Annotated in this window: 22 protein-coding genes; 10 read left to right on the top strand and 12 right to left on the bottom strand. The window is 43.4% G+C overall.

All coding sequences use genetic code 11. The annotated features are described in order from the left end of the window. The first annotated feature begins 258 nt into the window (after positions 1-258). From QF117_RS03500 to QF117_RS03490, 3 genes are all read left to right on the top strand, one after another. Entirely contained in the window at positions 259-1,806 is a 1,548-nt protein-coding gene (locus QF117_RS03500) for a DUF1800 domain-containing protein (RefSeq protein ID WP_282384673.1), read from the top strand. Positions 1,807-1,818: 12 nt separating this feature from the next. Then, a complete protein-coding gene (locus tag QF117_RS03495) occupies positions 1,819-3,138 on the top strand; it encodes a DUF1501 domain-containing protein (RefSeq protein WP_282384672.1) in 1,320 nt (439 codons plus the stop codon). Positions 3,139-3,510: 372 nt separating this feature from the next. Continuing rightward, positions 3,511-3,762: a YgjV family protein gene (locus tag QF117_RS03490; RefSeq protein ID WP_282384671.1), complete on the top strand. Its 252-nt coding sequence runs from the start codon at positions 3,511-3,513 to the stop codon at positions 3,760-3,762. 105 nt (positions 3,763-3,867) lie between these two features. Here the strand turns inward: QF117_RS03490 and QF117_RS03485 are convergent, their stop codons facing one another. From QF117_RS03485 to QF117_RS03475, 3 genes are all read right to left on the bottom strand, one after another. Continuing rightward, positions 3,868-7,023 carry a multidrug efflux RND transporter permease subunit gene (locus QF117_RS03485; protein WP_282384670.1) on the bottom strand — a complete coding sequence of 1,052 codons (3,156 nt, stop codon included), beginning with the start codon at positions 7,021-7,023 and terminating at the stop codon, positions 3,868-3,870. A gap of 11 nt (positions 7,024-7,034) precedes the next feature. Beyond that, complete coding sequence (locus QF117_RS03480; protein ID WP_282384669.1) at positions 7,035-8,171, bottom strand: efflux RND transporter periplasmic adaptor subunit; 1,137 nt, start codon at positions 8,169-8,171, stop codon at positions 7,035-7,037. Positions 8,172-8,276: 105 nt separating this feature from the next. Beyond that, the gene (locus tag QF117_RS03475; RefSeq protein WP_282384668.1) at positions 8,277-8,834 is read right to left on the bottom strand and encodes a GNAT family N-acetyltransferase; all 558 of its coding nucleotides are present in this window, start codon (positions 8,832-8,834) and stop codon (positions 8,277-8,279) included. 168 nt (positions 8,835-9,002) lie between these two features. Between QF117_RS03475 and QF117_RS03470 the strand changes: the two genes are divergently transcribed. Continuing rightward, positions 9,003-10,148: a fatty acid desaturase gene (locus QF117_RS03470; protein ID WP_282384667.1), complete on the top strand. Its 1,146-nt coding sequence runs from the start codon at positions 9,003-9,005 to the stop codon at positions 10,146-10,148. Between the two features lie 50 nt (positions 10,149-10,198). Here the strand turns inward: QF117_RS03470 and QF117_RS03465 are convergent, their stop codons facing one another. From QF117_RS03465 to QF117_RS03450, 4 genes are all read right to left on the bottom strand, one after another. Then, entirely contained in the window at positions 10,199-11,182 is a 984-nt protein-coding gene (locus QF117_RS03465; protein WP_282384666.1) for a glycosyl transferase family protein, read from the bottom strand. A gap of 196 nt (positions 11,183-11,378) precedes the next feature. Next, on the bottom strand, positions 11,379-11,999 hold the full coding sequence (locus QF117_RS03460; RefSeq protein ID WP_282384664.1) for a hypothetical protein: 621 nt from the start codon (positions 11,997-11,999) through the stop codon (positions 11,379-11,381). A gap of 196 nt (positions 12,000-12,195) precedes the next feature. Beyond that, the gene (locus QF117_RS03455) at positions 12,196-13,488 is read right to left on the bottom strand and encodes an alpha/beta fold hydrolase (RefSeq protein ID WP_282384662.1); all 1,293 of its coding nucleotides are present in this window, start codon (positions 13,486-13,488) and stop codon (positions 12,196-12,198) included. A gap of 501 nt (positions 13,489-13,989) precedes the next feature. Further along, positions 13,990-14,730 (bottom strand): flagellar brake protein, encoded by a 741-nt coding sequence (locus QF117_RS03450; RefSeq protein WP_282384661.1) that lies wholly within the window; start codon positions 14,728-14,730, stop codon positions 13,990-13,992. Positions 14,731-14,990: 260 nt separating this feature from the next. Here QF117_RS03450 and QF117_RS03445 point away from each other — a divergent pair, with 260 nt between their 5' ends. Continuing rightward, positions 14,991-15,461: an exoribonuclease R gene (locus tag QF117_RS03445; RefSeq protein WP_282384660.1), complete on the top strand. Its 471-nt coding sequence runs from the start codon at positions 14,991-14,993 to the stop codon at positions 15,459-15,461. A gap of 102 nt (positions 15,462-15,563) precedes the next feature. On the opposite strand, the gene QF117_RS03440 is transcribed toward QF117_RS03445, so the two are convergent. From QF117_RS03440 to QF117_RS03430, 3 genes are all read right to left on the bottom strand, one after another. After that, on the bottom strand, positions 15,564-16,181 hold the full coding sequence (locus QF117_RS03440) for a glutathione S-transferase (RefSeq protein WP_282384659.1): 618 nt from the start codon (positions 16,179-16,181) through the stop codon (positions 15,564-15,566). A gap of 15 nt (positions 16,182-16,196) precedes the next feature. After that, positions 16,197-17,228 (bottom strand): NADP-dependent oxidoreductase, encoded by a 1,032-nt coding sequence (locus QF117_RS03435; protein WP_282384658.1) that lies wholly within the window; start codon positions 17,226-17,228, stop codon positions 16,197-16,199. A 122-nt stretch (positions 17,229-17,350) separates the two neighbouring features. Then, entirely contained in the window at positions 17,351-17,944 is a 594-nt protein-coding gene (locus QF117_RS03430) for a TetR/AcrR family transcriptional regulator (RefSeq protein WP_282384656.1), read from the bottom strand. A gap of 181 nt (positions 17,945-18,125) precedes the next feature. Here QF117_RS03430 and QF117_RS03425 point away from each other — a divergent pair, with 181 nt between their 5' ends. Then, complete coding sequence (locus tag QF117_RS03425; RefSeq protein ID WP_065576477.1) at positions 18,126-18,470, top strand: YajD family HNH nuclease; 345 nt, start codon at positions 18,126-18,128, stop codon at positions 18,468-18,470. A 99-nt stretch (positions 18,471-18,569) separates the two neighbouring features. Here QF117_RS03425 and QF117_RS03420 read toward each other — a convergent pair whose 3' ends face one another. Then, positions 18,570-19,037 carry a GNAT family N-acetyltransferase gene (locus QF117_RS03420; RefSeq protein ID WP_282384651.1) on the bottom strand — a complete coding sequence of 156 codons (468 nt, stop codon included), beginning with the start codon at positions 19,035-19,037 and terminating at the stop codon, positions 18,570-18,572. Between the two features lie 246 nt (positions 19,038-19,283). Here QF117_RS03420 and QF117_RS03415 point away from each other — a divergent pair, with 246 nt between their 5' ends. Together QF117_RS03415 and QF117_RS03410 are read left to right on the top strand one after the other, a co-directional pair. Then, on the top strand, positions 19,284-20,591 hold the full coding sequence (locus tag QF117_RS03415) for a DEAD/DEAH box helicase (protein ID WP_282384650.1): 1,308 nt from the start codon (positions 19,284-19,286) through the stop codon (positions 20,589-20,591). 20 nt (positions 20,592-20,611) lie between these two features. Further along, entirely contained in the window at positions 20,612-20,863 is a 252-nt protein-coding gene (locus QF117_RS03410; protein ID WP_282384649.1) for a hypothetical protein, read from the top strand. Between the two features lie 114 nt (positions 20,864-20,977). On the opposite strand, the gene QF117_RS03405 is transcribed toward QF117_RS03410, so the two are convergent. Then, positions 20,978-21,448 (bottom strand): RDD family protein, encoded by a 471-nt coding sequence (locus QF117_RS03405; protein ID WP_282384648.1) that lies wholly within the window; start codon positions 21,446-21,448, stop codon positions 20,978-20,980. 639 nt (positions 21,449-22,087) lie between these two features. On the opposite strand from QF117_RS03405, the gene QF117_RS03400 reads away from it, so the two are divergent. Together QF117_RS03400 and QF117_RS03395 are read left to right on the top strand one after the other, a co-directional pair. Next, positions 22,088-23,293 (top strand): DUF1611 domain-containing protein, encoded by a 1,206-nt coding sequence (locus QF117_RS03400; RefSeq protein WP_282384647.1) that lies wholly within the window; start codon positions 22,088-22,090, stop codon positions 23,291-23,293. After that, entirely contained in the window at positions 23,290-24,387 is a 1,098-nt protein-coding gene (locus tag QF117_RS03395) for an alanine/ornithine racemase family PLP-dependent enzyme (protein WP_282384645.1), read from the top strand. Before QF117_RS03400 ends, QF117_RS03395 begins: the two co-directional genes overlap by 4 nt. Positions 24,388-24,389: the final 2 nt, after the last annotated feature.

Here is a 24,389-nt window from a genome sequence, read left to right as displayed (position 1 = left end):
AATAGACGTTGTTTCTATCCTAGTAGATAAATTCATACTTTTTATTTTTTGTAATTGAATACAGTCACATAGAGTCAGTATTTCGAGCTATCTCTACTGCAACAACATAATTCACTCACCTAACATACTAATTACTCTATAATTTATTTCGAAACGAATATTTAACTCAATTCTCAATAATAAGACAAATATTTCGTTGACATATGACTTAGACCCTTTCTAACAGAATATTGTACAACTGTACTAAGTGAGATTCAGATGATCAGAACTCAATCCATTTTCGGATGGTTGCTGACATGTTCTATATTTGTCAGTTTCACGGGAATAGGGACAATTAGAGCTGAAGAACCCTTTCTTTCCGACAAGCAAGCTTATCGAACATTAGAACAAACCACGTTCGGACCAACACAAAATGATCTAAGCACAATACGATGGATGAACGTAGAAGGATGGATTGAGCACCAAACGTCATTACCAGCCACATCCCACCATCAACTGTTTAGAACACCATTTCCTGGACAGGCACAGCGTAACCATAAAAACGCATGGTATCAAATTGCACTCTATTCGGATGATCAATTTAGACAAAGAGCGGCTTATGCGTTGAGCCAGATACTCGTCGTATCAAGGGCCCATAAAAAACTGAGTTCTCGTTCTGAAGCATTAAGTATTTACTACGACATCCTAGTAAACAATGCCTTTGGAAACTATCGAGAATTGCTCGAAAAAACAGCGCTTCATCCTGTAATGGGCACTTATTTATCGATGAATGGCAGCAAAAAAGCGGATCTAAAACTGAATAGCTTTCCCGATGAGAACTTTGCTAGGGAGGTAATGCAACTTTTCACCATCGGTTTATATGAACTCAATCAAGATGGCTCTATGAGGCAAAAAGATGGCGCTCCTATCCCTACATACACCCAGTCAGACATTGAAGAAGTTGCTCGTGCTCTTACGGGTTGGCGTCATGATGACTGGGCATTTACCAAACCGATGATCAGCCTCAATCAGTATCATGATACTGGCTCAAAAGAAGTGCTTGGGTACCATATTCCAGCAGGGCAAACCCCTTATCAAGATCTCTCTTCGGTGATAGACATTTTATTCAATCATTCAAACACTGCGCCTTTTGTCTCTCGTTTACTGATTCAACGCCTTGTCACTTCAAACCCTAGCCCAGAATACGTTGAGCGTGTTGCTGATGTCTTTGATGATGATGGTAATGGCGTTCGTGGAAATCTGAAATCCATTTTTAGGGCCATCATTCTGGACCCAGATGCTCAAAATGGGTCAGGAAATAAGATAAAGGAACCCATTATTGTTGCTACCCACTTCCACCGGGCTTTTGACGCTCAGCTCTCTTCAGAACGAATCAGTGATGCCAATAGAATCATGGTTAATGTCCATCAAGAGCCAGTCGGGTCTCCTTCTGTCTTTAATTTTTATTCGCCCAATTACCAACCCGTAGGGCCACTGAGCGATTTCAATATGGTTGCTCCAGAAACGGAGATACTCACCTGGGCAAGTTATGTTGATTTAATTAACTACCTTAGTAGCTATGTAGGCTATAGGCCTAGTTATGATCTCAGCTTGCCGCTTAGTGATTTACAAGAGGTAGCCTATGACTCTAATAAACTCCTCAACCTTATCGATGCGCGTCTATTTGGAGGAACGATGTCCGAACAGCTACGAACTTCAATTATTGATGGCCTTAACCTTCAACCTAAAGACGCAACCGCAACAACACGAATCTATCATGCTGTCACCATTTCATTGGCCAGTGATGAGTTTTTTATTCAAGACTAGGGACAAACGATTATGAACATTTCCAGACGTTCACTACTCACATCATTTGGCGGTCTGACTGTCGGTAGTCTATTGCCTAATGTATCAAGTGCGAATCAATCTGATGACTTTAAAGCTTTGGTCTGTATTTATCTCGCGGGGGGCAATGATTCAGTGAATACGGTGATCCCAATGGATCAATATCATTACGACGAATACAAGCTGACACGCCCAGCCATCGCAGTCAGTCAGTCAAGCGTGGTTCCTATTACTCAAACAGCATTAGATAACCAAGGACAAATCGTTAAATTGGGCCTGCACCCTAAGTTAGCGAAGATCGCAAACTTATTTAATCAGCATCGTGCCATGGTGGTGCTAAATAGTGGCATACTGAAAGAGCCGCTGACCAAGCAAGAAATAGAAAACAATATTAAGCCCTTACCCCCTCAACTGTTCTCACATAACTCGCAAGCCTATGAGTGGGAGAAGGGAGGTGTTGGTTTTGTACCGCAGTTAGGTTGGGCTGGCAGAATGTTGGACATATTAGGTAGCCACTCTGCGATAGCGCCTCTCTACAGTATTACGAACAAAACCCTATGGCTTCGCTCTCTTCACTATCAACAAAATATACTAAAGCCTTCAGGAACCGCCCAAATTAACGCGTTAAAAAATACGAATATGGAAAGTAGCTACAACGCATTGACCACAGCTCCAAGTAATAACCCGTTCACACTGCACCTTCGTAACATGATGGGGGATGCCATGCACATCAGCCAGACGTTAGATGACCAATTGAATTCAGTGTCAAACTGGCAAGGCTTTACCAACTCTAGCTTAGGTAAACAGTTTCAATTTGCCTATAAACTCATCAAAAGCCAGAAAGCACTCAATCAAGCAAGGCAAGTGCTCTACTTAAAACAATCGGGGTATGATTTGCATGACAATCAGTTAATTGACCATCCTCTGCTATTGGCTGATCTCGCCACTAACTTGATGGCATTTGACAACGCTATGTCAGAAAATGGGCTAAGCAGCAATGTTACTTCATTTACCACTTCCGAATTTGGTCGACGGCTTGCATCCAACGGTAAAGGGACGGATCACGGATGGGGCGGGCATCAGTTTGTTTTGGGTGGTGCCGTTAATACAAGCGACGCGGTTGGGACATGGCCTGAAATAAGAGTCAATGGAGCTGACGATATTTCAAATGGCCGCCTGGTACCGACACTCGGCGCAGATCAGATCAATGCCACCCTCGCTAGATGGATGGGAGTCAACAATGAGAATGAATTGAACTATGTTTTCCCTAATATTCACCACTTTCCTAGCAGCGACCTTGGTTTTCTTAGCTAGCGTTTTATAACCGTGGTATTTAAAAGCGAGGGCAAAAACCATCATTAAGGCAGACAGTACTCTGCCTTAATGTGCTGGCATTTTAATCTCTTTTCTCCTCCGAAAATCAATCATAGAATGAATGCATCCAGAGCAACCCATCAGTATCAAGCGGCCATTTACAACATTGTTTCTTTCAATATTTTAGCAATTAAACGTTTGCGTAATCGCTAACCCTCTTGTTGCTTAGTTTTGTGTCTTTCATCACAGTTTTCACTTTGCTATATTCTCGCTCAATGACATAACACCATTCGAGGCAGGGAGCTTCCTCAATTATCTCATGAAGAGAAGAATTGGTACCGAGTAACATCGGCAACATTTAGAGGATCACTAATGGAAATGAATATGGTAGAAATATTAGGATATGCAGCGTCAATTATGGTCGCGATCTCACTGACAATGAAAGACATTGTTCGCCTACGCGTACTCAACTTTATTGGTTGTGGCTTATTTACGGCCTATGGCTTAATGATTGACTCATGGCCTGTTGTTTTGACCAATGGCTTTATTGCGTGCGTGAATGTCTATTTCCTTGTTAAGATGCAACAAGAAAAGAAGGCGCAACCTCTAGAGAACGCAGCTTAAGTTGCCACTCAGAAGTGCCAAGTCAGAAATTACGACTTTGTAGAAACGATTTAAATAAAAGAAGCGGCTCCTAGCCGCTTCTTTTGTCTCTACGATATCAAACCGCTAGTCTTCATCGTCTAACGGAATCAATTTGGTGCTGCCACCGTGAAACTTCTCTCGTTTACGTTGCACCATAGCAAAGAAGCCTGGAATCAATAACGTACCCGCAAGCAGCACACATAACAAACCACCAACTAATGAAACACCCAGAGCGTTCTGACTCACATGCCCGGCACCAGAAGCAAATATCAGAGGAAAGATACCTAAGATAAACGACCAAGATGTCATGTTAACCGCTCGGAAACGCAGCGTTCCCCCTTTGACAGAAGCGTCATCGATCGACAGCTCTTTCTCTTCCCTTTCTTGTTTCGCAAACTCAACGATAAGAATGGCATTCTTTGCAGCGAGCGCTATGAGCAAGACCAACCCGATTTGAGCATACAAGTTGAGAGGGATACCCGTGAGCGTCAGTGCGATGAATGACCCTAGTGTAGCGATAGGAACAACAAGAATGATCGCTAATGGGATACTCCAACTTTCATATTGAGCAACCATAAATAGGTAGATAAAAATTAACGCGAGCGCAAACGCATAAATAGCTTGGTTGCCAGCGAGTTTTTCTTGGTAGGCCATACCCGTCCATTCGTACTGATAACCTTGAGGTAGCATTTCCGCGGCAACACGTTCCATCGCTGCTATCGCATCACCACTTGAGTACCCTGGCGCAGGCTGCCCTTGAATCACCGCACTTCGGTACATGTTATAACGCCACGCTACATCCGGTTCAAACACTTGTTCAGCCGTCACCAAAGTACTTAATGGGATCATTTCACCCTGAGCCGAGCGAACATGAAAACGGCTAAGATCGTCTATGCCTTTTCGGTATTCACTGTCTGCTTGTAACGTAACTTGGTAGTTCTTACCAAACATGGAAAAGTCATTGACGTATATCGACCCCAGGTTGCCTTGTAACGTCTGGAACACTGAACTCAATGGAATACCAAGTTGCTGAACTTTTTCTCTGTCAATATCAATACTGTAATGCGGAACATTGGCTCTAAACGTACTGAATGTATACGCTATTTCAGGTTGCTTATTTGCTTCTTGAATAAGCTCTCCCATCAGCGTAGCCAGATCCGTTCGGCTTCTTCCTAGCGCATCTTCTAGTACAAACTCAAACCCTGATGCAGCGCCCATACCAGGAACAGCGGGAGGCCCCATGGCAAAAACAGAAGCATGAGGCAATTCCATCGCAGCGGTTCGATTGATTCGATTTGAAATCGCGAACGCAGAATGATCACCTTCCAGCGCATGTCGTGTTTCCCAATCATGAAGCTTAATAAACAGCGAAGCGCCATTCGAGGCTGCAGCTCCTGTCATAAACGCAAAACCGTTTGCGACCGTCACCCCATCGATACCGGGTTCACTGTCGACAATTTTAATCAGACTTTCTGTGACCGCTTCCGTTCTTGATAAAGACGCCGAATCAGGTAACTGAACGTTAACTAATAAAATGCCTTTATCTTCTTGAGGTACAAATGCCGTTGACGTTGTCTTAGAGAGATACGTAACGGAACCAATCGCGACAAGGAAAATAGCCACAACAACCAATGCTCTTTTCACTAGGAAACCGGCCACTTTGCCATACCCTTGGGTAACCTTGTCCAGACCTCGGTTAAAGGCCTTGAACCAACTGGCCGTATTTCCGCCACCTTGCTTTAATACCAGTGAACAAAGTGCTGGAGAAAGCGTCAACGCATTAATCGATGAAATGACCACTGAAATACAGATTGTCAGAGCAAACTGGCGATACATGATTCCGGTGATTCCAGGCAACATTGCGACGGGGATAAATACCGCTAACAATACCAATGTAGAAGTTAGAATCGGCCCAGTGACCTCTTTCATCGCAAGCAATGTCGCTTGACGAGGGGTAATAGACGGATCTTTAGCCATTGTTGTATCAACGTTTTCAATGACCAGGATCGCATCATCAACAACAATACCGATGGCAAGTATTAAACCAAACAACGTGACCGTGTTTATGGTGAATCCGGTCATTTGCATAACGGCAAACGTACCAATTAATGAAACAGGGATTGCCACCACAGGAATTAAGGTTGCACGGGCACTGCCTAAGAAAAGATAGGTGACCGCGATAACCAGAAGAATGGCTTCTATCAGTGTCTTAATCACCCCTTTGATCGATTCAGAGACAAACAGCGTTGTGTCATAACTCGTTTCGTACTTGAGCCCTTCAGGGAAGTGACTGCTTAAGTCATCAAGCAGCTTCATGACCGCTTCGCCACTTTCTAACGCGTTAGCATCCGACTGAAGAGATAACGTGACGATAGAGGCATCTTGTCCGCGGAATTGACCCGTACCATCATAATATTTCTTACCGAGTTCAACACGAGCCACATCTTTTAAATAGACCGTTGAGCCATCATTATTTGCGCGAAGTACAACGTGTTCGAACTCTTCAACGGTTTCTAGGCGCCCTTTCGTCACTAGATTGAATTGGACTTCCTGAGCTTGGCTATAAGGAGCCGAACCCACTCGACCCGCCGCGACTTGTACGTTTTGTTCCGCGAGTGCCGCTTGAACATCAGGAGTTGTTAGCTTTAAATTAGCCAGCTTTTCAGGATCAATCCAAACACGCATCGCGTATTCACCGCCACCAATCACGGTGACATCACTGATGCCTCTTACTCGTGTTAATTGATCTTTTACATTCAAGTTAATGTAGTTGATCAAGAACTGATCATCATATCGACCGTCTGCCGAGTAGAAGTTGAGTACCATAAGTAGATCGGGGGAACGCTTCTTAACGGTGACACCTGTGGTACGAACCTGTTGCGGTAACTTAGCTTCAATCTGTGATACCCGGTTTTGTACATTCACTTGAGCCATGTCTGGATCAGTACCGACTTCAAAAGTGACGTTCAAGCTGTAAGAGCCATCGTTTGCGCTTTTCGAAGACATGTACAACATATCTTCAACACCATTGACCGACGTTTCAATCGGATCCGCTATGGCTTGCTCGACATCTTCGGCACTGGCTCCTGTGTAGTACGCGGTGACGCTCACCGATGGAGGGCTTATTTTAGGGTACTCAGCAACGGGCAACACCATTAACGCCATCGCGCCCGCTAAAGATAATATAATAGAGATAACCAACGCGAACTTAGGGCGCTGGATGAAAAACCGACTTAACATAATATGGTTTCCTATTCAGCGGGATTCGTTGGTTCTGTTTGCTTATTTTGAACCTGCACTGGCATGCCGTTACGAATTCGTTGTAAACCTTGAACCACGACTTGTTCGTTACCGTTAAGCCCAAATGGCACTATCACGCCGTCTGGTGTTTGCGCACCAAGTTCGATATTCCTGCGTTCAATAACGTTACCTTCCGTTACTAGCATCACGAAATCCCCTTCTAGATCCGACTGAACTGCTTTTCTAGGAATGGCGATCACTGGAACCGTGTTTTCCGCATGAAGTTCAACACGGACATGCTGGCCTGGAAGTAATTTGTGCTCAGGGTTGGGAACAAGAGCACGCATGTCGATCGTACCTGTATCCGTGTTGATTCGGTTACCTAAATAATCGAGGACGCCAATATGTTCAAATGTCGTTCCATTTTCTAACGTGATAGATACATCAACATTTTTGTCGTTCGCACTCAGGTTGCCGCTGGCTGTTTCTAAAGCAATACCAAGGCGATCACGTTCACTGACATTAAACGATGCATGGATGGGATCTAGACTCACCAGTGTCGTTAACACGCCTGATGATGGAGAGATAAGGTCGCCTTTACTGGCTTTACTGTCACTGATTCTGCCTGAGAATGGCGCCACAATCTGTGTGTAAGAGAGGTTAACTTCTGCAAGACGAACTTGAGCCTTGGCCGATTCAACCATTGCTTGTGCACCACGTAAATTAGCACTCAGTGCATCAAAGTCAGCTTGAGAAATACTGCCTTTTGGTAATAATCGTTTGCCGCGCTCGTAATCCAATTCTGCTTTTTTTAGATCGGAGTTCGCACGAGCTAATTCAGCCTTTGATGTCGCTACCTTGGCCTCAAACTGAGAAGGTTCAATAGTGAATAGCAGATCGCCTTCTTCAACCATTTGCCCCTCTTCGAAATGCCGAGATTGCAAATATCCGGTAACTTGAGCGGTGATACCTGTATCATCCACTGCCTCCGCTCGGCCAATGAACGTCATACTCCCTCTGTGATCGATCGTCTCGGCTGATTGAGTAATAACAGAAGGAAGAGAAGACGTTGCGTTAGAAGAATCCGTATCACACCCAGCGAGAATTGCGGATGCTAACAGCGTTGTTAACATGAGCGTTTTGTTCATAATGCCTATCACTATTTCCAATGAAATTTAGTTATGTCGAACATAACCATAGGCAATAGTAGATATGTCCGACTAATGTCAGTAGAGGTGATTTAAATTATTTCATTATGTAACTGTACAACCCTTAAGCAGATTCGCTGCTTGCTGTTTAAGCGCCTTGGGTGACGGCCAGCTATACACCAATTCAGGCACTTTATGGCCGCAAGGTGCATTCCACAAACGCTCATCTAGCTGAATACCTTTTAACTGCTCATAGAACTCAATTGCCTGGTGATTTTCTGCCATCACTTCAAGGTAGATTCCACTTTTCGAAAAGTGCTGTTCACACCATTCCGTCACGGCATTAAGCAATTTTAGCCCGACACCTCTTCGACGATAGTTATCATTCACGTGCAAAGAGTCAATCATTGTTCCTTTTTCAAAGTCATGATTGCCAAACACACAGACAAAACCACACAGTAAACCGCCTTCTTCGATGAGAACAACGTGTTGATTGAAAGGGGGGTTAATTAGCCTCGCTTGCCAAATAGACAAACGTTCATCAAGAACGTCATGCTCTAGGTAATCCTCACCTAGTATGCCATGGTAAAAACGACGCCAACTTTGCGCATGAAGGGTTGCTATTCGCTCATAGTCGGTATATTCCGCTATTTTAAAATCCATTTTTAGTTCCTTATTACTTCCTGTAAGGATATTAGCTTTGTTCATACTATGCATTTAGCTATTAAAAAGCCAAACATTCTGTTCACAATTTTTACACTCGACTATTTGACTTACACCTGTTCGCTGATATTCTAGCGTACAGTTGTTAGCCCAAAGGAATTTTTAACTATGTCTAAGCAAGACAAGCCACCATTAATCTGGCTCAATATCTTTATATTCACTTCCAGTCTCTTTCTGGCGCTCATTGTCGCCCCTTGGTATGGATTCACTTACGGCTTAGGTGTAGAGCATCTGATTTGGTTGGTTGTTTGCTTTAGTTTTTGTAGCTTATCCATCACCGCTGGTTACCATCGACTGTGGTCACATAAGACTTACCAAGCTCATTGGTCATTACGGTTAATTTTTGCGATCGGCGGCGCTTTTGCTATGCAGAACAGTATCTTGCACTGGAGTTCCGACCATCGAATCCACCATAAACATGTCGATAACAACGATAAAGACCCATACTCAGCGAAAAAAGGATTCTGGTTTTCTCATATCGGCTGGATGATCAGAGACTACCATGGCGATGCCTATACCGATTACAGCAACTGCCGAGACTTGCAGAAAGATCCTATCGTCGTATGGCAACACAAATACTATGGGGTTCTCGCACTGGTAATGAATGTGGTTTTCCCCGTTTGCTTAGGGCTTATTTATGGTGATGTCATCGGTATGTTCTTAATTGTAGGCGCGGTACGATTAGTCCTTAACCACCACACCACCTTCTTCATTAATTCTTTGGCTCATTTATGGGGTTCTCAACCCTATACCGACAAAAACACCGCTCGCGACAGCGCTGTACTCGCGTTCTTAACATTTGGCGAGGGCTACCATAACTACCACCATATATTTGAAAATGATTACCGCAATGGGATCGCATGGTGGCACTATGACCCAACAAAATGGCTGATTAAAGGATGTTCTCTTGTCGGTCTCACTCACCAACTGCGCAAGGCCCCGCAATTGAAAATTGAAAAAGCCAAAGCAGCGATGTCCTTACGTAAGGCGCAAAAAGCGATCGCGTCATGGCCCGACCATCACAGCATTAACGACAAACTTCAACGAGAGTTTGAAGCCTTGATTGCCAATATGAATGACTACTACTCAGTGAAAAAACAACTGATTGAAACCAAGAAAGATGACATGGTGAAAAAGTATGAGTATTCGGTATTAAAGCTGCGTTATGAAGAAATCAAAAAGAACCTAGCTGAGCAGACCAATACTTGGAATTCGATGATTCTGAATGTGAATAAAAACGTTCGCTCGTTCTAATGTATTTACCCTGTTTACCCATACAAAAATAGCCCTTTAAAGGGCTATTTTCATTTTATCGTGTTCTCAAACACAGGTAACTCCGAACGTTCACAGTATCTCTGCCAGTATTGAGTCGCTTCTGCTAGGGCTTTGGATCTATCTGGCTTCTGCGCAAACAATATCGCTGAAAGCGTGGTGATGATTGTGTTAGCCATCATTTCTTGCTCTTCTTCCGGTGTATCAAAAATACAGCGTTCAGGCAGAGGTAATGTACTGATTAGATCCGCTTCCCAGTAGTAAGATTCCACGCCCTTCGGGGTGCTTAGCCAGACATTTTGGCTCACTTTAGGGTTGTATTCCGATTCACCTGATTGGCCTTTAAATGAAATCACGCTGTGGTTTGGCTCATCCACTTCGTGTTCAATTTCTGCGTGCAACTGTTGAAAGCCAGGATGGAAGCTGCCACGAATACCGATCTTACCCCCTCCAGGATTCAGCGCTCGAACGACAGTATTAATGGGCGTTCTTAATCCATAACGTTTACGCCAGTCCAACATTATTTTGGCCTGTGGCGCATAGTGTTCTAAAGGTAAATAGCAAATCGATTCGGATTCAATCAATACTTTCGCGTGCTCTGCATCTTTTGCAACGGTAATACCGAGATCAGCAAGATAATCTTGAGCGTGCTCTCGATCCGTCGCATGATCGGTGTAGCCATGAACTAAAACTCTATAACCATTATCCGCCAAAATCCTAGCAGCCAATATATGCCAAGGTTTACCCGCTGTTTTGCGTTTACCTGCGTAGCATGGCCAATCGATATCAGCTCCAACATTAGGGACCCGAGATTGAAACGCCTTAACAAAACCGGCTATCTCTTGCTTGGTTTCATTTTGCACTCGAATCAACATCAGCAACATCGCCATTTGGTCATCGCCAATTTGCCCATCCAGATATTCATCCATGACGCGATAAGCTTGATCTAACGTCAATGGTTTTCTCCCCCGCTCCCCTCTTCCCACAGTGCGAATACATTCTTGAATAGTACTCATAGAGATCCTTTCTTTATAACAGCTTAAAATAATCGATGACGAGTAGGCGCACAGTGTGACGTTTTCATATGAGATTTTCAATCACACCCGGTTATCGGGTGTGACTTTTATGGGTTTAAATTGGGTTTAACTTAAGTTCATTGACCTCGTTTACAACACAATACAGCGAAATGACAAGAATCATGAGTGGATTGAATCACAAGCGCCTTTGATATATATCGGAGTTATCTTCACATTGTTCAAACCCAACTTCCATCAGATAATCTCTATGGTCAGGCGTTCTCGCCGTGGCTAACAGAACCTCAATTCCTCGGCTCTTAATTGATTCTGGGTTAGATTGATAGAAGTATTGAGCCAATTTCAAATCACGATACTCGGCAGTCACATAATCTAAACACACCGTAAAGGTGCCATTATCATGTTTGGTCCCGGCAAGAAGCCCAGCGATGGCATTATTTCTCAGCATATAGAACGCTGCGTTCGCACCACGTAATTCACTGGCTGTGGTTTGTCGCTCTATATCGTTCATATTAGTTGCAACGAAATGGTCAAAATATTCTGAATCAATGGTTGCTGAAACCAATTTAAATTGCTCCTTTGAACCAGCAAGCTGATAAAGGTAATAAACGTTAATGCAGGCTATCCCTAAATTCATCAGCATGGTTGGATAGGAGTCGATGAAATAGGCAAATGCCGCAAACAACAAGCAGCCAATAAAGTTAATCACGCGCAGCTTGACAATAGAGGCCATCGTGAGTGACACCAACACCACTAAAGACGCTAAATAACCAAACCATTCAACCCAATCAAATACCATTACATTATCCCTATGTATTTATTTTCTATAAAGATAGCACAACACTGAATATCTCGATTCGATCTATCTAGCATTCTATTAACAGAGGGGTTCGGCTGGTACGAGCCCACCTCCATGCCTTAAACGAGAACGGATGTCTCGCCGTTTTGATGGGCTACTTGCTATTTACTATTTGCTACTTGCTACTTGCTACTTGCTACTTAGGCAAATTATCGAGTGTATTGGCCATGGTAACTAAACGGTCAAGAATCTTTTCACCATCGACACCAATGCCGTTGTGCTCATACTCGTTGGTAATCCAAACTTTAGACATTGGAATCGTCGCCAAGGTTTCTCTTGTATAATCAAGTTCTACGTACATGTCATCGGCATAGGCTACGCACGCTAAAGGGACGGTATTTTGGCTTAAAACATCGGGGTGGTATATCGCTTCCCAATCTTGTTTTTGTGCCAGCAGGTGCGCGGCATCTCGCAGCGGTTTTAATGTCTCTAATTGATCAAACATCCACGGGTACACCATTTCTCCGGTAAACCAGAACCGATCACCAACTTGATAATTAAACGCACTATTTTGCTCGCGAACCCGATGTGCAGACCAATTGGATGCAAACTCTTGGCAGTAAATAGACTCATGTAAAATCGCATAGATAGGGTTGGTCAAATAGCTTTGTTCCTGCTGCATTTGGTTCAAGAAGCTGTAACTCAGTTGTTTCTTGCCATTAACGTCAATAAACGCACTTTCTAACGTGTAATAAAGGGGTAAATGTGCGTCACCTCGGCCCAGATTAATGCCAATCAGCTGAAACTGTTCAACCGTAAACATTTGACCATTCGGCAATGTCACGTCATTTTCAATTAAATACTGCGCAATCTCACAACACTGTTGCTGTGCTTGTGGAAACTGAGCAAAAAACGCGTTGTTTTTATCGGTAACACGCTTGTAAGTCGCCTGGTAGACATCATCCGCGTGTCGAGAAAGTGAAGGAATCCCACCGGTCACATAACAGCGTAACAAACTGTCTGGAAACATTGACAGATAAGTAAGCGTGCAGAATCCACCAAAACTTTGCCCCAGCGTTGCCCACTGTTGAACGCCAAACTGCTGACGAATCGATTCGGCGTCACGGACAATGTTATCGGCTCTGAAGTGTGAAAGATAATCAGCCTGCTCTTGCGGAGTTAAATGGGCAAGAGTCTCTTGATTGATCGCCGAACTCATGCCTGTTCCTCGTTGATCAAGCAGCAAGACACGATATTCTTGAAGCGCACGCTTTATCCAGCCTGAGTCTCCGCTTGCTCGCGGTGAGGGGAAGCCAGGCCCACCTTGAAAGTATACAAGCCATGGTAGGTCTAGATGATCTTTCGCAAGATCGACCAATTCCCGTGCAAAAACCTGAATCTGTTCACTCTCCGTTTCTTGATAGTTGAGCGGCAATAAAAAGGTATGTTGACGATAGAGTGTTGAGCCATCAATAAAGCTATTTTTCACACGATGATCCTTGTTGTTAGTCTGATTGCTTTGGTCATTTTAGCGGATTTAACAGGTAAGGATAAAACTACCATCGACTTTGGGCACTTATAAATTCCGGCGCTTACAAAACAGAAATGGCCTAAGAATACACTTAGGCCATTTCAAAAAAATATCACATCCCGCTACTATCCAAAAATATGTCCAAGCCAAATAGCGGGGCCAAATATGATAATAATATACGCTAAAGCCAATAATGGACTCATTTTACGTGGTTGTTTTCTAGGCATGGTCTAACTACACCATTGAGAGCATGACACCACAATCAGTGTCTACCTGACTTCAATACAATAGCGTCGATTCTAATCACCTAACCATTCAACTTCAACGATTTAGATCATCAGTTAAGACCTTAAAAAGTAACAGAGTATTTAATAGACAATAAAGAGTAAATTACAACCATATGTCAACCTACAAAAGAAGGCTGTGCACAATTAGACTTCATTAATGCAATAGAGTTGATTACTTTTTCTTATTGGCAAAGGCCAGTTTGGTGCCATTGAACTTAAGGCGTGACAATAAGACTTTTACATTGGCTTGGCCCACATCATCAAATTGTAAACCATAGCGAGAGTAATGGGCTGAGCGTTGTAGGTTACAGATTTTACCGATTAAAGGAGGGCATTTCGGCTGGTCAATCGTGTGGTGAAGATCGATAGCGATCGTATCCCCAACTTGAAAAGTCCGGCCTAAAGGAGGAGTAAAGAAACGACAACCACTTTTAGAAAGGTCACGAATCTCACACTGAGTTTTGCTATCGCCTTGAACAACCGCCCCCATCAAATTAATTTCATAGCGCGCTTCTTTTCTCAATTGGGTAACCTGCATACCATTGGGAATAGAGATTGCGATCATGGCAAGTGGATCTTCGATGACATGTTGGATTTGAGACTTAAAGTGAATTTGTGCCCCTTCTCCTCTTGGGGAGATCCCACGCACATTCAGTAAAAAACCAGTTTGAAAGAAAAAAGCAAGTTCATCTTTCGATACTGACGGTATCTCAATCAAGATCAGGTTGTCTGGGTGAGTACCAATAAACTGAGTCGTACAGCGAAACTTTCTTCCAATCGGTGTCGTGACGGTAATCGTCATTTCACTGCCATGCTCAATCATCGCTAACGCGTCTGTACTGTTGAGTGTACTGACCGTGCTGTCTTGTTGTTTATTCGGATTCACTGACGCTTTCGCTGTCTGGGTACTCATCTAGCCTCCATGCGTCGATTTGTTTCACCGACTGATTATTATTCGCAAATTCTATTGATAAAGCCACCATCATTCAACATTTGCATGTGATTTTAACCGTATTTTTTAGACATTTATGTAATAAATCTTGATTTTAGATGCTAAATCTAAACGAATAATCACATCGACTTAAAGCAATATCCTCTAAGGGATAAACATTGGTAAATTCGGTCACAGTGGTTAGAATACGGCTCCAATTTCTGCCTATTAGTGATTTCCTTATGCTTCGTGATTATACCTTTAACTGCCTTGTCACCATGCCACGCCATGAACTTGAAGAATTTAGTGTTCGGATGATCAGCAAAATGGTACCCGAAGATGTCATGAGCGAACTGTTCACGTTCGATCAAGAAGAAATCGACAGCGAAGAACGCATGATGTCAGCCCGTTTAGATGCGACACTTCGGATGAATGCCATTGCCCTTAGTGAAATTCAGCAAGCGTTTGATGATTCTGATAACGCTAAACAGAACAGTGAACGAATGACGCGCTTAGTCCTTTGGCATTTTTATGCCATTTCCTTTAACTTGGAACAAGCCATTACACTTGAGACACACTGTGAACACGTTGAGACATTGTTGAAAAAGACACCTCAAGACGCTTTCGAGTGGGTCAAAACACTGACTGAACTCTTACATACTTACGCTAACATCAACGATGTAAACACGCTTAATACGGAAGTAATCCGTTAATCAAAGCCTTTGGAACACACCGTAATAAAAAATGGCCTAAGTAAAACTTAGACCATTTTTTTAGTAAGAGATAACAATTACTGCTCTCATTTTTTGCTGAACTTACGAATACTGGCTTTCAACTTGATCCGCTTTCGAGAACGCACTATGAGTGGCTAGCTGCTTAGCGTATCGCTTAAGATTGTTAAAATGCTCGATAGTGCCATTGGACACCAGATTTTCAACAATGAATGACATCATGATGTCTGCGCCAGTTAATCGCTCTTCAACCAAATAGGTTTTGCCTTCAAGACTTTGATCAAAATAACTCAGGACTTTCATTGTTTCCGCATCCGCGTAGTCTGCTAAAAAATTGGTTTTACAACCATCTTTCGTGACAAACAGCTTCAATAACAATGGCAGCATTGCTGAACTTTCCGCAAAATGTAACCACTGAGAGTACTCCGTGTATGCACGAGTCCCTCTTGCTGGAGCTAGTTCACCTTTCCCATACGTATCAATCAGATATTCAGTAATCGCTCCTGACTCAGTGACAATCAACCCATCATTCTCAATCACTGGAGACTTACCAAGCGGGTGAATACTTTTTAATTCAGGCGGAGCCAAAAAGGTCACACTGTCTCGAAGGTAAGGCGTGACTTTATAAGGTAATTTAAGCTCTTCCAGCAACCAAATAATGCGTTTTGAACGTGATTTGTTTAAGTGATGCAACGTAATCATAATGAATCCTTATTTTTATTTTGGTTGATTAACCTGAACGACGAGTTTGCCGAAGTTTTTCCCTTCCAATAAACCGATAAACGCATCAGGTGCGTTCTCTATTCCCTCAACCAAATGCTCACGGTATTGCATTTTTCCTTCGGCTAGCCAAGCGCTCATTTGCTGCGCAAATTCATTGTATCGATGTGCGTAGTCATCAAAAATGATGAAACCTTGCATCTTGATACGCTTAACCAGTAACGTCCCCATTAACAGTGACATACGGTCAGGTCCATCAGGTAATGAGGTCGCGTTGTACTGAGAAATCAGGCCGCACAGAGGAACACGAGCTCCTGTGTTGAGTAACGGCAGTACAGCATCAAAGACTTTCCCACCAACGTTTTCGAAATACACGTCGATGCCATCGGTACAAACCGCTGCTAATTGTTCTGCAAAATCCTCGGCTTTATGATCAATGCATTCATCAAAGCCTAAAGTTTCCTTTGCATAACGGCATTTTTCTTCACCACCAGCAACACCAATCACACGGCAGCCATTAAGCTTACCTATTTGCCCTACCGTTGCACCTACAGCACCAGTTGCCGCGGCTACCACAAGCGTATCACCCGCTTTAGGTTGACCAATATCTAGTAAACCCATATAAGCGGTGAAGCCTGGCATGCCCATAATCCCTAAAGCAAAAGAAGGATGTTGAGGCTCTTGACCCAATTTGATCAGTCCTTCTCCATTCGATACCCCATAATCTTGCCAACCGGTGTACGCCAACACCCATTCACCCACTGGAAAGTCAGTATGGTTTGACTGCTCAACCTGACAGACGGTCGCGCCGACCATGACGTCATCGATTTCAACAGGATCTGCATAAGATTTAGCCGCACTCATGCGTCCACGCATGTACGGGTCTAGAGACAGATAAATGCTGCGAAGTAACATTTCACCTTCGCCAATAGTCGGTACTTCAGCATTTTCAATTCGAAAATCATGCTGAGTGGGTGCGCCAACAGGACGAGAAGCCAATACAATTTGGCGGTTGATCGGTTGAGTCATAGGTTGTTCCTTTTGTGTCATTATAAACTGATCCATCCAGTTAAATTAGACCAGTCGTCTATTGTTGTTTTCAAAAAATACCGCCCAAATCTTAGGCGGTACTCTCTTTCTCAATCTAAAGGTTATTTCAACAGCTGTTTTGTTATTGTCATTGCTTGCTCAAGACCTTGCTGGTTCTGAGTGAGCTTACTCATTAAGCTTGCACCAAGCCATTGATGATAAAGAGTTTGAGCCATCGAATGGCTATCTATTCCATTAGCACTAGTATCAATTGAGCCATCTTCGATGCCACTTTGTATGCATTGACCCAAAGCACCCATCACTTGAGTCGCCCCTTGTAATAAGGCTTCTCGCATCGAAGGGGATAAATCCGAGACTTCTGCACTGAGTTTTACCACCAAGCATTTATACGCGTTACAGCTTCCATCTTCCACATTGAGCCACAAATCAAAGTAGCTCAGTAGCCTTTGTCGGCCATTGCCTTCACTGTGCGTTAATAAGTGATTTATCCGCTCAATATACTGGCTAAAATAGTCTTCGATTAACGCCTCGCCAAACTGTTCTTTCGACTTAAAGTAGTGATAAAAAGAACCTTTCGGCACATCGGCTGTTTTTAACAGTGTCGACAAACCAACACTGGTAAAGCCTTTCGCGACGACTAACTGGTAACCGACATCCAAAATATGCTGTCGTGTATCGTGTGTTTTTGTATTCATAAGGCGACTTTAAATGAAATTAGACCAGTCGTCTATAACTTATTTTGAACCATTAATGCCCATTAGAGAAATAGGGCTTTGAAAAAATTGTGATACACTCTTGCGATAAGATTTCGGTAAACACACGAAGCTATATAAAAGAACAATATAAAAAAGCAATACAAACAAGATAGGATGGGACATGTCATCAGATTACACTGGCTCTAGCGCCGCATATGCACGTAAAGAAAGTGGCTACCGCGATAAAGCATTGAAACTTTACCCATGGGTATGTGGTAACTGCGCACGGGAATTTGTATATTCTAATCTCCGCGAACTGACCGTTCACCATAAAGATCATGATCACACAAACAACCCAGAAGACGGAAGTAACTGGGAGTTATTATGCCTTTACTGCCATGATCATGAGCACTCCAAATACACCGACCATGACCGATACGGCGTCGAGTCGGAAGCGAGGCTCGACGATCATGAGAGTGCTACGCACAATCCATTTGCTGATCTCGCCAAGATGATGAAGAAGTAGCACTCCAGACTTCAACAAACAGTAAATTGAAAGCTCGCCATTTGTGACGAGCTTTTTTGTTTACCATGCCTTAACAAGCAACCCACCTAATGAGAGTCGTTAATCCGTAGTGTATTCCATCACAAAATTCTTCAACTTTTGTCCTCTCATGTCCACCCACTGCTCTTGTATAACCATGAAGCCAAAGCGTTCATAAAACGGACGTGCTGTAATGCTAACGTTTGAATAGTAACGTCTAACGCCACGTTGCTCACCCACAGCGAGAACATAGGCCATGAGCGCTTTACCAACACCTTGCCCTTGATACTCATGGTGACAAAAGAAATGATCAATGAGCCCACAAGGTTGTAAATCCGCATAGCCGACAACCACATCATCCATCACGGCCACAAAGGGGGCCAAACTTTTCATTCTCTGTTTCCAGTTCGCAGGCTCCTGCGAATAAGGCGCCCATGCCTCGACTTGAGCCTGAGAATAATCACGACGATTGATAACACGGACCGTATTAAAAACGATCTCGAATAATGCGCTCGCATCAGAATCTTTATACTCTCTAATTACAATCAATCTGCATATCCCTTAGCCAAACCTCTCACTGTAAGCATCCTGTCTAAGTAACAATGTAATTGCCAACTATTTCAATCGATTCTGAGCGCTTACGTAAAAATTGGGGCATGTTGACATCCTGCGTTCTTCCTGCACGGTTCCTACACGCTTAAGATGGCGTGGCTCATTTGTTCATGGCACTACTTAACAAGGCATAAATACGCTAAAATACTCGGCTACTATTTTTAGCCTGAGCCTCTTAACTTAATGACCACAGCCACAACGCCAGCCAACTTTAACGAACTTGGCCTTATTCAACCCTTGCTTGCTCGATTAACTGAGATGGAATACCAGTCTCCTACTCCTATTCAAGCGCAAGCTATCCCAAGCGTGTTAGCAGGACACGATTTAATCGCGGGGGCAAATACCGGCTCTGGTAAAACAGCAAGCTTTGCGCTGCCAATATTGCAAGATGTCTTCACTCAAAAACAGACTGGAAAGCCATCTGGCAGCAATAAAGGCCATACTGGTGGGAATTATGTTACAGCCCTCGTGTTGGTTCCAACGCGAGAACTTGCGAAACAGGTGGCTGATAGTATTAAATCTTATGCCGTCCACTTTAACGGTGCAGTGAAAACCGTGGCTGTTTTTGGTGGTGTTTCTGCTAATACTCAAATGCTGGCATTGCGCGGCGGTAGCGATATTTTGGTCGCGACACCAGGCCGATTACTCGACTTAATTTCAAGCAACGCGGTCAAGCTCGATAGAGTAAAAACATTAGTATTAGATGAAGCAGACCGAATGTTGAGCCTTGGTTTTACTGACGAGCTCTCATCTTTACTCGACCTGTTACCTAAGAAAAAACAAACGCTCCTTTTTTCCGCAACGTTTCCAGAACAAGTACAAACACTCACTCAAGAACTTCTTATCGATCCAGTAGAAATACAATTGCAAAGCAGTGATGCCAGTACCCTAGTACAACGCGTATTCACCGTCAATAAAGGTGAAAAGACCGCCTTATTGGCACATTTAATAAAGCAGCACCAATGGCGACAAGCACTGGTTTTTGTCAATGCGAAAAACAGCTGCGAACACTTGGCAGACAAGCTTTACAAGCGTGGTATTGAAGTCGACGTATTTCACGGAGACAAAGGGCAAGGTTCACGAACTCGCATACTTGAAGCGTTTAAATCTGGCGAGATTGATGTCTTGATCGCAACCGATATTGCCGCTCGCGGTCTTGATATTGAAAAACTGCCTGTTGTCATCAACTTTGATTTACCAAGGAGCCCATCCGATTACATGCACCGTATTGGCCGAAGTGGTCGTGCGGGAGAAGTCGGTTTGGCGTTATCCTTGATAGATTATGAAGATTACCACCATTTCAAAATCATAGAAAAGAAGAACAAAATACGTCTTGAACGTGAACAAGTTGCCGGATTTGAAGTCGACGAAAGTATCGGCGAAGCGTGGTTAGCTGCCAATAAACCGATGGCCAAACCCGAAGGCACCGGTAAGAAAAAACGCAAGAAGAAAGCCCAAGGCAGTCAGGATGTATGGCTGAAGAATTCGTAATCCAGAGAATAGGATAAAGCATGTATCTCGTATTGTATTGCCATAATATCGGAATGACGGATTTCTCATTTTTTGAAACCGAAAACTTTGATAAAGAAGACGGCTACATTGTTCGTGGTAAATGGCCGAACGAACAAGCTTTCAGGCGTTACCTAACCACGGAATTTAGCAATCTGGCCGACTTTCATGTGGTCGATTTAATTGCCGAAGGCCCACGAGCCGAATCCTATTCACCAGCCGATTTAACCGCATTGGCGACCACATCACCCTAATCATATTCGGTTAAAAGTAAGTGACGTTATATACAAAAAGGCGAGCATCAATGCTCGCCTTTTAAGACACAGAAATAGCCCATTCCAAAAGAGCCCCAGTAATGACTGAGTCTCCTATTCACTGCGTTTACTAAAGTTAACAGAATCGATTCCCGCTCTCGGTGTTCTAACCACTACTGTTTTGGCGATCAAATCATGCCAACCTTGTTTCTTGCTGCTAAATGCAACCCAAATGAAGCCAAGACAAAGAGGTATAATGCTGACGTAATAAGCCACGTATCGTAACACTGATTTACCTGGCGTTAATGGCAACCCAGTGTCGGCATTCACAACTTGCAGTTTCAACGCAATTTTCCCTGGCGTTGCTGAACGATACACCCAAAACAGAACAGTCGCGATGAATGGTAAAACCCAACTGATCAAAAAATCCCAACCTCCAACAATGAAATCCTCTGAGGTAAAAAGATATTCACCATATATCCAATACAACAACGGCATTGTAATGAGTAACAACAAAAGCGTATCAATTAACGCCGCCCCAACTCTGACCCAAAAGCCAGCGTATTCCAACTGTTCATTGTCCATGATTTATACATACCTCGTTACGTGATTTTTTAGATGGTAGCCTGATCTTAATCGTCTGGTGAGCATAGTTGTACATACCAATCACTATCGTATTTTACGTTAAAGCCAAGAAGTCCAACGTAAAACTGCTTACTTGCGGATAGATTATCTGAACATATATTTGTGAGTATTTTCATAGAGCATTCCTTTTATTGGATCACACCGCCAACATAACACTAACAGAACGCATTCGACCTTCACGCGCAGCGTATTAACCACTCTTCTTATAAATTGTTAGCATTTTTTCATAAATGAAACATCGGTTGGTGATTCCAGCAAAGGCTCAATGTGTTCTGCGAAGACTTTGGGTGCGCTAGATTATGATGTTCTTAATTGTGGTGCTCTTCTAACGTACTTTATTTGACCACTCTTCATATAAATGTATTTTGAACATTCTGATTCATGACGTTCAAACATTATGCATTCAACCTCATTTTGAGTCGCTTCTAGAATGCCCAGTGATATAACCCAACAAGAATCCAGTAAGTATGTTACGGTGATCACTCTCCCTACCGCTTAGTAGGGACTTCTTTTCTTTTCCGAACTCGCATCTCGGCACTCCTTAGTCGCCCCCTAAGCCTTAAAGACAAGGCTGTAACCATGTCAACCACGACAAAAAAGCTAAGAACAATCTTCCAACTTAATCGAACAGAAAAAACAGAAATAGACAGCGAGTTAGCGTGTGCCGAACCTTGGACACCACTTCATCATCCAGTTAACCCAGTCATACCTACAGCGATTATTTATTGCGAAGGTAACTTCGGGAAAATTGATGGTAAAACGGCAAATGGATTGGTCAGGCATTCACACAATTATCGAATCTTATCGATAATTGACAGTAGCTGCGCAGGTTTGGATTCCGGTGAAGTCCTTGATGATGCGAAAAACGGCATTCCCATTGTTGCAAATGTGGACGAAGCGCTGCTTCAAGCCAGTACCCCGCCTGATTACTTCATTTTTGGGATCGCGCCATCAAGCGGGCTTTTATCTGATCGAGAAAAGAGCATCATTTTGAACGCAATGTCGGTGAAGATGAGTATCGTCAACGGACTGCATGAGTTTCTAACAGACGATCCCATTTTTTTAGAAGCAAGCATAAAGCACAACGTTCAGATACTCGATATTCGAAAACCAAAAAATAAAGAAGATCTGCAAACATTTAGTGGACAGATACACAGCGTAAAATGCCCAAGAATCGCTGTGCTGGGGACAGACTGCGCACTAGGCAAGCGCACGACCGCAACCATATTAGCCAATGAACTAACTAAAAAAGGTCTTAACGTTGTTATGATTGCGACTGGGCAAACTGGAATCATGCAAGGTGCTCCTTACTGTGTTGCGCTCGATGCCGTCCCTTCTCAATTCTGCGCTGGTGAATTAGAGTCAGTGATCGTCAAAGCCTATGAAACGGAACACCCGGACATTATCATCATTGAAGGACAAGGCGCCCTAAGTCACCCTGCGTTTTCAACGAGTGCATTCATATTGCGTGGCAGTTGCCCAACGGGCGTTATTTTGCAACATGCACCAAAGCGTTTGAACCGCATCGACTTTCCTGGCATGCCTATGCCTACATTAGCGTCAGAAATAAACCTTATCGAAACGTTTTCAGACACCTCCGTTATTGGCATCACGCTTAACCACGAAGGGATGTCTTCTGATGAAATACTTACTGCAATGAGTGGATACTCGAGTGAATTGGGCATTCCGGTTACCGATGCATTATCACAACCCACTGAACAACTCGTAAACATCGTATTGTCAGCGTACCCTCTGATAGCAAGTAAATTGGTAGAAAAAGGGTGAAGTACCCTCGATTAGACATCGACTGCACCAAAATCCATCACAATGCGCAGCTCCTTATTTCTCAACTCGCTTTAAAGAACATATCCGTTACACCGGTTACAAAAGTCTTCCTAGGGCATCCTATTATTGCTAGAACGCTTGTAGATGCTGGCGCGGCAATGTTTGCAGATTCTAGAATCGAAAACATCCAAAGAATGACGCAATCGGGTATTTCTGTACCGACAATGTTGATACGCACGCCTATGCTAAGCCAAGTAGACCGTATTGTAAGAGGCTGTGATGTCAGCTTCAACACAGAAGTCATTGTAATTCAAAGACTTGCCAAAGCTGCAAAGCAGGCCAACATTCATCATGGCATTGTTATCATGGTCGAACTGGGCGATCTGAGAGAAGGCATCATGCCAAATCGCGTTATGGGTTTTGTCCGTAAGATCATTTCCCTACCCAACATTACCATTAGAGGAATTGGGGCGAATCTGGCCTGTCGTTATGGTATTGCGCCTGACAATCAAAAAATGGCGCTTCTGTCCAGCCTTGCCGATGAGATCGAAACGACCTTTGGGATCACGCTCGATATTGTATCTGGGGGAAATTCGGCATCTATCAATTGGGCTCTTAATCATACCGGCAATACTCGTATCAATAACCTTCGTATCGGAGAGGCGATTTTTCTTGGTTGTGTTCCGTTAGATCAAAACCAAATTGAAGGGCTGCATACCGATGCAATCACATTAACCGCCGAAGTGATCGAATCTAAAACGAAACCTTCGTTACCCTGGGGCACCAGAAGCACGAACGCGTTTGGAGAAAAAGAGGTCATTACCAATAAAGGAATGGTTTCACAGGCCATTCTTGCTTTAGGCAGCCAAGATGTCTGTGTCACAGGACTTGGCGCACCACAAGGGATAACAATAACCTCATCAACCAGTGACCACTTGCTCGTTGAAACGTCAGACGTTCCATTATACGTCGGACAAAAGGTCACGTTTACTCTCGATTATAGTGCGCTTTTGTCTTCTCTTTCCTCTCGACATATCCTCAAAGCGTTCGATAACCGCTTTGATTTTAGTTCAACCCCATATCCAATCCATTGAAA

It is taken from the genome of Vibrio sp. YMD68 (genome assembly GCF_029958905.1).
Classification (GTDB): domain Bacteria; phylum Pseudomonadota; class Gammaproteobacteria; order Enterobacterales; family Vibrionaceae; genus Vibrio.
Note: the sequence above shows the minus strand (reverse complement) of the source record. Positions and strands in the feature narration are given on the sequence as shown.